Below are 9,576 nucleotides of genomic sequence, written 5' to 3'. Positions count from 1 at the left end.
GTTAAGGTGCGGGATGGGGATCGCTCGGCTCGTCTGTCGGCTGCTATCCGCAGATATCATGTTGACGGTCCCTCCACCCTGGCTCCTACATACCGCGTAGGAGCCGGGAGGAACATACAAGCCATGCTCGGCTGCTCTTCGCCCAGATGCTTGGGATGTTGTTCAACCCGGCGTGCGGTACTGCCCGGCGGAAATGAACTGCTCGAACCGTTCGCACCACACCACTACGGTGGTGTAATCGTCCACGTTGACGCTTTCAGGCACGTCCACCAGGAAACGGTTGAAGGTCTTCACCTCGCCGATGCGCTGGGCCTGTGCCTTGATCTTCAGGAAATCGGCCTTGTTGTCGACGAAGTCACGGACCAGGTACACCTTGTAATCCGGACCCGGACCCATCTTGCCGTCGAACGCGACCTGGCGCGGGCTGACGCTGACGTTGCCTTCCGCCCAATGCACCGCATCACTGCCCTTGAGGTCGCGGCGAAAGGTGGTGCGGTAGGGGGCGTCTTTCATGGCCGCCTGCACCTGCGCAACCGGCGGGTCATCGGGGGCGATCAGGATCGGCAGGAGATAGACGCCCAGGCCGAAGCCCAGGCCGAGGGTGAGCAGGTGGGTGGCGAGCAGGATGAGGATGCGGCGCATGGGGCCTCCTTGGGGTTGCGGTCGATCGCGCGGCGGGGTGCCGGGCGCGACCACCCTGGGAGGTCAGGGCCGACATTTATAGACACAGTGCCGAATGCGAAAAGGGCACAGTGGGCGGGCTGCGATACCGAGCCCCTGTGGCACGGGCGGATCGCGGTCGCGGCTGGAAGCTGAATGACGTTTCAGGCCCGTTGCGATGACGGCTGCCGTCGCGTGGATCGCGACAGCGCGCTGTGGGTAGTGCCGGCCGCTGGCCGGCAGCTTCATGGCGAATCCGAGCATCCAAAGGTTGCCGGCCAGCGGCCGGCACTACCCCGCTGGCAAGAGAATCCGCCCAGTGGCCGGGACGGCCGGGTCAGAAAATGACGTGACTTTGTCCGCTCGGTGCACCCTGCGGGCCGAAACGGCGTTCGTGGATCTCGCCGTGGCCGTCGGCGTCGATCAGCAGCACCGTGCTGGCGCGGGTGCCATAGTCGTCGCCGCGGATGAAGGCCGGGCTCAGCCAGCGCTCGCGTTCCAATCCGATGCCGGTGTCGGGCAGGTCGCTGTCGGCGGGGCGATGTTCGTCCGCCAGGGCGGCCCAGAGCGGGGTCAGGTCCTCATCGCCGGCCTCGAACCAGGCTTCAAGCGCGGCCATCAGTCGTCGGGTCTTCGGCCAGGGTGCGTCCAGCGCGCCGTTGGACATGCCATGCACGCCCGGGCCCAGGCGCTGGCGCTCGGCAGGGTGGTTGCCCAGGAACTCCAGGCTGTCGCTATCGGCCAGCAGCAGGTTGAATGGGGCGTAGGCGCCGGCCACCGTTGCCAGTCGGTCGATATGCACGGCGGCGGGGTCGCGGCCGCGCAGGAAGTCGGCCACCAGCGCACCCCGTGAAGGACCGGTCTGTGCGGCCAGCGGGTCGCGGACATTGGTGACCACGGCCATGCGTCCACCCGCACCGACGCCGGCCCAGCCGCCGCCGGAGCGCAGGTCGCGCCCCCCGATGACGGAGGTCTCATCTTGCCAGGGGGCCAGCGCCGCTGTCGGGCGGGCGTGGAACTCATCACGGTTGCCGGTCATCACCAGCCGCCAGCGCGGGTGGTGCATCCAGCCAAGAGCGAGCAGGCACATGGCCTCATTGTGCACGGTTTGCGCAGTCTGGCGCCGCTTCCTGCCCGTCCCGCATGAATGCGCGAGCGATGTTTCACGCTCTGTCCACACCCCTGAACTTCCGTTCAATCTCAAAAATTGAGACGGATCAGCAACTTGTGGATAAGCCTTGAACAATTCTCTAAAGGTTGTTGCAAGCCATTGATGCGGCTGGCGATTTCCCCGCTGAAAAGTTGTTGACAACCCTTCGGCCGCTGCTAAGGTGGGCATCAGAGGGAAATCCGGGTGTTTTGTGGGTTTTCGTGGTTCAATGTTTCACCGGGCGAAGGATAGGTGCACGCGTCGTGTTCCAGGGCGAGACGGCCATCACAGTTGACGATAAAGGGCGCATGGCGGTTCCCACCGCTTACCGCGACCTCGTCGCGCGCGCCAGCAACAACCGTCTCGTGCTGACCTACAACCCGTTCGAAGCCGGCTGCCTGTGGCTGTATGCAGAGTCGGAATGGGAGCGGGTCCGCGACGACGTCATGTCCAAGCCCAACACCCAGCGCGTCGTGCGCCTGTTGCAGCAGAAGCTGGTCGGCTCGGCCGCCCATCTGGAACTGGACGGCAACGGTCGCATCAGCATCCCCGCCAGCCACCGCGGTGCGGTGGGCATTGAAAAGAAGGCGGTATTGCTCGGTATGGGCGACAAGTTCGAATTGTGGAGCGAGCAGGCGCATCGGGCCCTGATCCAGCAGACGTTGTCTGACGAGGATCTGGGTGATGGGTTGCTCGACCTGAAGTTGTGAGCCGGGGTGCCCGGATGCGCCCAGAAGCGCAGACCGGTCACCTTCCGGTGTCGCAGTCGCCGGCGGTGCACCTGCCGGTCCTGTACACCCAGGTCCTTGAAGGCCTGAGGGTGATCGAAAACGGACGTTATCTGGATGGCACGTTCGGTCGTGGCGGTCATGCACGTGGCGTGCTCACCCAGCTCGGTCCCGAGGGGCGCCTGCTGGTCATGGACAAGGATCCGGAAGCCATCGCCGTTGCCGAGCGCGATTTCGCGCCGGACCCGCGCGTGTCCATCTTCCGTGGCAGCTTCGCCCAGCTGCTGCAGTGGGATGCGACGGCCGAAGGCCTGGACGGCGTGCTGTTCGACCTCGGCGTGTCGTCGCCGCAGCTGGACGTGGCCGAACGTGGCTTCAGCTTCGGCAAGGACGGCCCGCTGGACATGCGCATGGATCCGGACAGTGGTGAAAGCGCCGCGCAGTGGATCAACCGCGTGGAAGAGCGCGAGATCGCCGATGTGCTGTGGACCTACGGCGAAGAGCGCCAGAGCCGCCGCATCGCCCGTGCCATCGTGGCCCGCCGTGAGAAGCAGCCCTTCTCCCGCACCGCCGAACTGGCCGAGCTGATCGCCTCGGTGATGCCGCGTGGAAAAGACAAGATCCACCCGGCCACGCGCAGCTTCCAGGCCATCCGCATCCACATCAACCGCGAGCTGGCCGATCTGGAGGCCGGCTTGGATGCCGCCGTCGAACGGCTCAAGCCCGGTGGCCGCCTGGCGGTGATCAGCTTCCATTCGCTGGAAGACCGCATCGTCAAGCAGTACATGAACCGCCTGGCCAAGGCGCCGCCGGCCAACCGCCGCCTGCCCGAGGCGGTCGCGTTCGTGCCGACGCTGGACCTGATCGGCGGTGCCATCAAGGCCACCGACGAAGAGCTGGCCGCCAACCCGCGTGCCCGCAGCGCCGTGCTGCGCGTGGCGCAGAAGCGGGAGGCCGACGCATGAGCCGGTTGCTGCTGATCATCCTGCTGGCTTCCACCGTGGCCTCGGCGATCGGCGTCGTGTTCGTGCGTCATCGTCACCGGCAGACGTTCATCGAACTGTCGCGCGCCGAGCGCAAGCGCGATGACATCAACCTGGAGTTCGGTCGCCTGCAGCTGGAACAGGCCACCCTGGCCGAAGCCAACCGTGTCGATCGCATCGCCCGCGAGAAGCTCGGCATGAAGTTCCCCGAGGCCGCCGACATCGTGGTGGTGCGGCCATGAGCAAGACCGGCCGCAACCGCCCGCGCAACGCCTTCAACCTGCGCCAGCGCCTGCGCTGGGTCGCGCTGGCGCTCGGCCTGTGCTCGGTGTCGCTGGTCGGTCGTGCCGCCTACGTGCAGATCATCAACAGCGACTTCTACCAGCGCCAGGGCGAGGCCCGTTACCTGCGCGAGCTGCCGATCAAGACCTCGCGCGGCATGATCACCGACCGCAACGGCGAGCCGCTGGCGGTGTCCACCCCCGTCGCCTCGATCTGGGTCAATCCGCAGGACCTGCTGCGTTCGCCCGAGCGCATTCCGGAGCTGGCCCAGGCGGTCGGCATGTCTGTGGATGAGCTGAGCAGCCGCCTGTCGCAGAAGTCGGACAAGGAATTCATGTACCTGCGTCGCCGGATCAATCCGGACGAGGCAGAAAAGGTGGTCGCGCTGAAGATTCCGGGCGTGGCCGCGCAGCGCGAGTTCCGCCGCTTCTACCCGCAGGGTGAGGCGATGGCGCACGTGCTGGGCTTCACCAACATCGACGACCGCGGCCAGGAAGGCCTGGAGCTGGCGTTCGACGAATGGCTGCGCGGCAAGGCCGGTGCCAAGCGGGTGATCCGCAACCGCAAGGGCGAGACCGTCGAAAGCGATCTGCTGCGCGCCGCCGAACCGGGCAAGGACCTGACGCTCAGCATCGACCGCCGCATCCAGTACCTGGCGTTCAAGGAACTGCGCAACGCGCTGGTGGCCAACAAAGCGGCCGGCGGTTCGATGGTGATCATGGACGTGAACACCGGCGAGATCCTGGCCATGGTCAACCTGCCCACCTACAACCCGAATTCGCTGACCGGCGCGCTGCCCGATGCGCGCCGCAACCGTGCGGTGACCGACCTGGTCGAGCCGGGTTCGACGATGAAGCCGTTGACGATTGCCACGGCGCTGCAGGCTGGTGCGGTGACCAAGGACACCATCATCGATACCAACCCGGGTTACATGCAGGTGGCCCGCTTCACCATCCGCGACGTGCCGCGCAACAACGGCGTGCTGAACGTGACCGGCGTGATCACCCGCAGTTCCAACATCGGCGCGGCCAAGGTCGCGGCAAAGATGCCGGACCAGGTGTTCTATGACGGCGTGCGCCGTTTCGGCTACGGCTCGGTGCCGCACAGCGGGTTCCCGGGTGAATCCGGTGGCGTGGTGCGGCGCCCGGCCAACTGGGACGGTGCCACCAAGACCACCATGTCCTACGGCTACGGCCTGAACGTGACACCGCTGCAGATCGCCACCGCCTACTCGGCGCTGGCCAATGGCGGCAAGTTGATCGCGCCGACCTTCGTCAAGGGCCAGCGCAACGAAGCGCATCAGATCATCGACGAGAGCGTCGCCAGGCAGGTGGTGGCGATGATGGAAACGGTGGTCACCCAGGGCGGCGCCAAGCAGGCAGCAGTGCTGGGTTACCGCGTAGCCGGCAAGACCGGTACCGCGCGCAAGACCGGCCCGGGTGGTTACGAGCGTGGCCATTACAACGCGCTGTTTGCCGGTGTGGTGCCGGCCACCAACCCGCGCTTCGCCACCGTCATCGTCATCAACGATCCGCAGGCCGGCAAGTTCTACGGCGGCCTGGTGTCGGCGCCGGTCTATCACAACGTGATGGAAGGCACACTGCGCCTGATGGACGTGCCGCTGGATGACCTGCAGTCGTGGCTGGCCGCACAGCAGTCGGGCAAGGTCGGCCACTCGGCCTCGATCCTGCCCGCACCGCCGGCCGAGACCGCGCTGCCGGTGGATGCCGCCGCTGAATTCGATGCTGCGCTGCCGAGCGCGCACGCCCAGACGCCCCCCGTTACGGGAGGCACGCAATGAGTCCTTCGATGTTGCTTTCGCAGTTGCTTCCCGACGTGGCCCTGGCGGGCCATGATCCCGTTCTGACCGGGCTGGCGCTGGACAGCCGCGCCGTGCGTCCCGGCAATGCCTTCGTCGCCATCGCCGGTTTCGGCGCGCATGGCCTGAACTTTGTCGAGCAGGCCCGCGCGGCCGGTGCCAGCGCCATCCTGTTCGAGCCCCCGGCACCGGCCGAACTGCCGGCGCCAGCCGATGCGATCGCCGTGCCGGGCCTGCGCGCACGCATGGGTGCGATGGCCGACCAGTTCCATGGCGCGCCGTCGCGGGCGATGGCGATGGTGGGCGTGACCGGCACCAACGGCAAGACTTCCACCGTGCAGTTGCTGGCCCAGGCCTGGCACCTGCTCGGAACGCCCAGTGGCAGTATCGGCACGTTGGGCGCCGGACTTTATGGTGCGGTCGAGCCGACCGGTTTCACCACGCCGCTGGTGCTGCAGATGCATGCGCTGCTGGCACAGCTGCGCGACGCCGGTGCGCGCGCGGTGGCGATGGAGGTCAGCTCGCACGCACTGGACCAGGGCCGCGTCGATGCCGTGCACTACGACGTGGCGGTGTTCACCAACCTCACCCGCGATCACCTGGATTACCACGGCGACATGGCCAGCTACGGCGCGGCCAAGGCGCGGCTGTTCCATCGCCCGGGCCTGAAGGCAGCGGTGATCAATCTGGACGACGCCTTCGGTCGCCAGCTGTTCGCCGTCCTGCCGGTGGGCGTGCAGCCGATCGGCCTGAGTTCGCGTGGTGCCAGCGATGCCAGCGTGCGCGCCGAAGCGTTGCAGCTGGATGGTCGTGGCATTGCGTTTGAACTGGTCATCGACGGCCAGCGCGCAGCCGTGCATTCGCCGCTGCTGGGCCGCTTCAATGTGGACAACCTGCTGGCGGTGGCCGGTACCCTGCATGCGCAGGGCCAGCCGCTGCCACGCATCGCCGAGGTGCTGTCGGCGCTGCAGCCGATCCGCGGCCGCATGAACCGCCTCGGCGGCGAGAATGGCCTGCCGACCGTGGTGGTCGACTATGCACATACCCCGGACGCGCTGGAGCAAGCGCTGGGCAGCCTGCATGGTCACCTGCAGGGTACGCTGTTCTGCGTGTTCGGCTGCGGCGGCGAGCGTGACACCGGCAAGCGTCCGCAGATGGCCGCGATCGCCGAGCGCCTGGCCAACCAGGTCATCGTCACCGACGACAATCCGCGTGGCGAAGACGGTGACGTGATCGTCGCCGACATCCTGGCCGGCTTCCAGAATGCCGATGCCGTGACCGTGCAGCGCAGTCGCGCGCGTGCGATCGGCCTGGCTGTGAAGCGTGCCGGTGCCGGCGACATCATCCTGATTGCTGGCAAGGGCCACGAGCCGTACCAGGAAGTGAACGGTGTGCGCCATGACTTCGACGACACCGAGGTGGCTGCCGCTGCACTGGCGGCCAAGGCCGGTGTACTAGAGGCGCAGGCCGGGGAGGGTGCCGCGTGAAGCGCACTCTGCTTTCGCTGATCGCCCACTGGGCCGGCGGTGAGATCCACGGCGACGACGTGGCCATCGACGCGGTCAGCAATGACACCCGCAGCCTCGGTCCTGGCAGCCTGTATGTGGCGCTGCGCGGCGAGCGCTTCGACGGCCATGACTTTGCCGCCGACGCACAGGTGCGCGGTGCCAGCGCGCTGCTGGTCGAGCGCCTGCTGCCGGTCGAGCTGCCGCAGGTGCTGGTGGCCGACAGCGAGCTTGCACTGGCGAAGATCGCCACCGGCATGCAGCGTGACCGGGACACCGAGGTGTTCGCGATCACCGGCAGCAACGGCAAGACCAGCGTGAAGAGCCTGCTGCTGTCGATCCTTCAGCAGGTGGCCCAGCACGCCCACAAGGTGGTCTACGCCAACCCGGGCAACCGCAACAACGAGATCGGCCTGCCGCTGGCGGTGATCGATGCGCCGGAAGATGCCGACTACGCCGTCTACGAGATGGGCGCCGGCAAGCCGGGTGATATCGCCTACCTGACCGAAATCGCCCGCCCGCGCTATGCCCTGGTCAACAACATCGCCCCGGCACACCTGGAACGCATGGGCAGCCTGCTTGGCGTGGCGGTGACCAAGGGCGCAATCTATGCCGCACTGCCGGCCGATGGCGTGGCGGTGATCAACGCCGACGATGCCTACGGCCGCTGGTTCGAACAGCATTTCGTCGGTACCCCGGCACGCTGCCGCGTGCTGCGCTACGGCCTGGAACATACTGCTGATGTGACCGCGCGCGACATCCGCGCAGGTGCGCAGGGCAGCCAGTTCACCCTGGTCTCGCCGGCCGGCGAGGCTCGCGTGGTGCTCGGCCTGCCGGGTCGCCACAACGTCAGCAATGCGCTGGCTGCCGCCAGCCTGGCGCTGTCCGCCGGTGTCGATCTGTCGCTGATCGCGGCTGGCCTGGCCGAGGCGCAGCCGGTACCGGGCCGCCAGATTGCCCATCTGCTGCGCAATGGCGCGGTGCTGGTGGACGACAGCTACAACGCCAATCCCGGTTCGCTGGCCGCGGCCATCGACGCCCTGGCCGCCGCGCCGGAAGAGGGCTGGCTGGTGCTGGGCGACATGCGTGAGCTGGGTCCGGACGCCGGAGCGCTGCACGCGCAGGCCGGGCTCCGCGCGCGGTCGGCCGGCCTCAAGCGCCTGTATGCGCTGGGCCCGCTCAGCGCCGCTGCCGCTACCGCTTTCGGCGAAGGCGGCCGTCATTTCGCCACCCATGACGCGCTGTCGAAGGCGCTGAAGGACGAGCTGCACGCCGGCGTGCGCTGCCTGGTCAAGGGTTCCCGTGGCAGCGCCATGGACACGATTGTCAAAGCGCTGCTGGCGCAAGGAGAGGAATCCCCGCATGTTGTATGAACTGGCTCGATGGTTGCAGCAGTTGGAGAGCCTGTTCGGGCTGTTCAACTACCAGACGTTCCGCGCCATCCTTGCCGCGCTGACGGCCCTGTTCCTGTCGCTGTGGCTCGGCCCGGCGATGATCCGCAAGCTTGCCCAGTTCAAGGGCGGCCAGCCGATCCGCAAGGACGGCCCGCAGACCCATTTCTCCAAGGCCGGTACGCCGACCATGGGTGGCTCGCTGATCCTGCTGACCGTCACCCTGTCGGTGCTGATGTGGGCCGACCTGCGCAACCGCTACGTGTGGCTGGTGCTGGCAGTGATGCTGTGCTTCGGTGCCATCGGCTGGTATGACGACTGGATCAAGATCGTCCGCCGCGACCCGAACGGGCTGAAGTCGCGCTGGAAATACCTGTTGCAGTCGATCTTCGGCCTGGCTGCCGGCCTGTTCCTGTTCCATACAGCCGACGTGCCGGCAGCGCTGACCTTCTACATCCCGATGTTCAAGTCGGTGGCGCTGCCGCTGGCCGGCATCGGCTTCGTGGCGATCGCCTACTTCTGGATCGTCGGCTTCTCCAATGCGGTGAACCTGACCGACGGCCTGGATGGGCTGGCGATCATGCCGACCGTGCTGGTGGCCTGCGCGCTGGGCGTGTTCGCCTACGCCTCGGGCAACGTAGTGTTCGCCAACTACCTGCAGATCCCGCAGATCCCGGGGGCCGGCGAACTGGTCATCATCTGCGCGGCCATCGCCGGCGCGGGCCTGGGCTTCCTGTGGTTCAACACCTATCCGGCCATGGTGTTCATGGGCGACATCGGCGCGCTGGCGCTGGGCGCGGTGCTGGGCACCATCGCGGTGATCACCCGCCAGGAGCTGGTGCTGGTGATCATGGGCGGCGTGTTCGTCATCGAGACGCTGTCGGTGATGATCCAGGTGGCCTCGTTCAAGCTGACCGGCAAGCGCGTGTTCCGCATGGCGCCGATCCACCACCATTTCGAACTGAAGGGCTGGCCGGAGCCGCGCGTGATCGTGCGCTTCTGGATCATCTCCGTCGTGCTTGTGCTGATCGGCCTGGCCACGTTGAAGGTGCGCTGAG

General features: G+C 67.0%; 9 protein-coding genes. 7 read left to right on the top strand and 2 right to left on the bottom strand.

Translation table 11 applies throughout. The features are described 5' to 3' along the window. Nucleotides 1–162 precede the first annotated feature (162 nt). Nucleotides 163–642 (bottom strand): DM13 domain-containing protein, encoded by a 480-nt coding sequence (locus AC5P9W_RS16890; protein WP_047290306.1) that lies wholly within the window; start codon nt 640–642, stop codon nt 163–165. Nucleotides 643–997: 355 nt separating this feature from the next. After that, entirely contained in the window at nt 998–1,750 is a 753-nt protein-coding gene (locus AC5P9W_RS16885; protein ID WP_111102185.1) for an NRDE family protein, read from the bottom strand. Nucleotides 1,751–2,073: 323 nt separating this feature from the next. On the opposite strand from AC5P9W_RS16885, the gene mraZ reads away from it, so the two are divergent. From mraZ to mraY, 7 genes are read left to right on the top strand one after another with little or no spacing between them, the layout of a single operon-like run. Continuing rightward, nucleotides 2,074–2,520, top strand: coding sequence for a division/cell wall cluster transcriptional repressor MraZ (mraZ, locus tag AC5P9W_RS16880; protein ID WP_004143635.1), 447 nt, complete (start codon nt 2,074–2,076; stop codon nt 2,518–2,520). Nucleotides 2,521–2,534: 14 nt separating this feature from the next. Then, the gene (rsmH, locus tag AC5P9W_RS16875) at nt 2,535–3,503 is read left to right on the top strand and encodes a 16S rRNA (cytosine(1402)-N(4))-methyltransferase RsmH (RefSeq protein ID WP_012479154.1); all 969 of its coding nucleotides are present in this window, start codon (nt 2,535–2,537) and stop codon (nt 3,501–3,503) included. Next, a complete protein-coding gene (ftsL, locus tag AC5P9W_RS16870; RefSeq protein WP_005412242.1) occupies nt 3,500–3,763 on the top strand; it encodes a cell division protein FtsL in 264 nt (87 codons plus the stop codon). Before rsmH ends, ftsL begins: the two co-directional genes overlap by 4 nt. Next, on the top strand, nt 3,760–5,604 hold the full coding sequence (locus AC5P9W_RS16865; protein WP_019661067.1) for a peptidoglycan D,D-transpeptidase FtsI family protein: 1,845 nt from the start codon (nt 3,760–3,762) through the stop codon (nt 5,602–5,604). Before ftsL ends, AC5P9W_RS16865 begins: the two co-directional genes overlap by 4 nt. Beyond that, a complete protein-coding gene (locus tag AC5P9W_RS16860; RefSeq protein WP_021203427.1) occupies nt 5,601–7,109 on the top strand; it encodes a UDP-N-acetylmuramoyl-L-alanyl-D-glutamate--2,6-diaminopimelate ligase in 1,509 nt (502 codons plus the stop codon). Before AC5P9W_RS16865 ends, AC5P9W_RS16860 begins: the two co-directional genes overlap by 4 nt. Next, nucleotides 7,106–8,500, top strand: coding sequence for a UDP-N-acetylmuramoyl-tripeptide--D-alanyl-D-alanine ligase (locus tag AC5P9W_RS16855; RefSeq protein ID WP_134731232.1), 1,395 nt, complete (start codon nt 7,106–7,108; stop codon nt 8,498–8,500). Before AC5P9W_RS16860 ends, AC5P9W_RS16855 begins: the two co-directional genes overlap by 4 nt. Beyond that, a complete protein-coding gene (gene mraY, locus AC5P9W_RS16850) occupies nt 8,490–9,575 on the top strand; it encodes a phospho-N-acetylmuramoyl-pentapeptide-transferase (protein WP_019661070.1) in 1,086 nt (361 codons plus the stop codon). The genes AC5P9W_RS16855 and mraY overlap by 11 nt, the downstream gene beginning before the upstream one ends. Nucleotide 9,576 lies beyond the last annotated feature (1 nt).

Source organism: Stenotrophomonas sp. YJH_SMC_33, from assembly GCF_059372295.1.
Note: the sequence above shows the minus strand (reverse complement) of the source record. Positions and strands in the feature narration are given on the sequence as shown.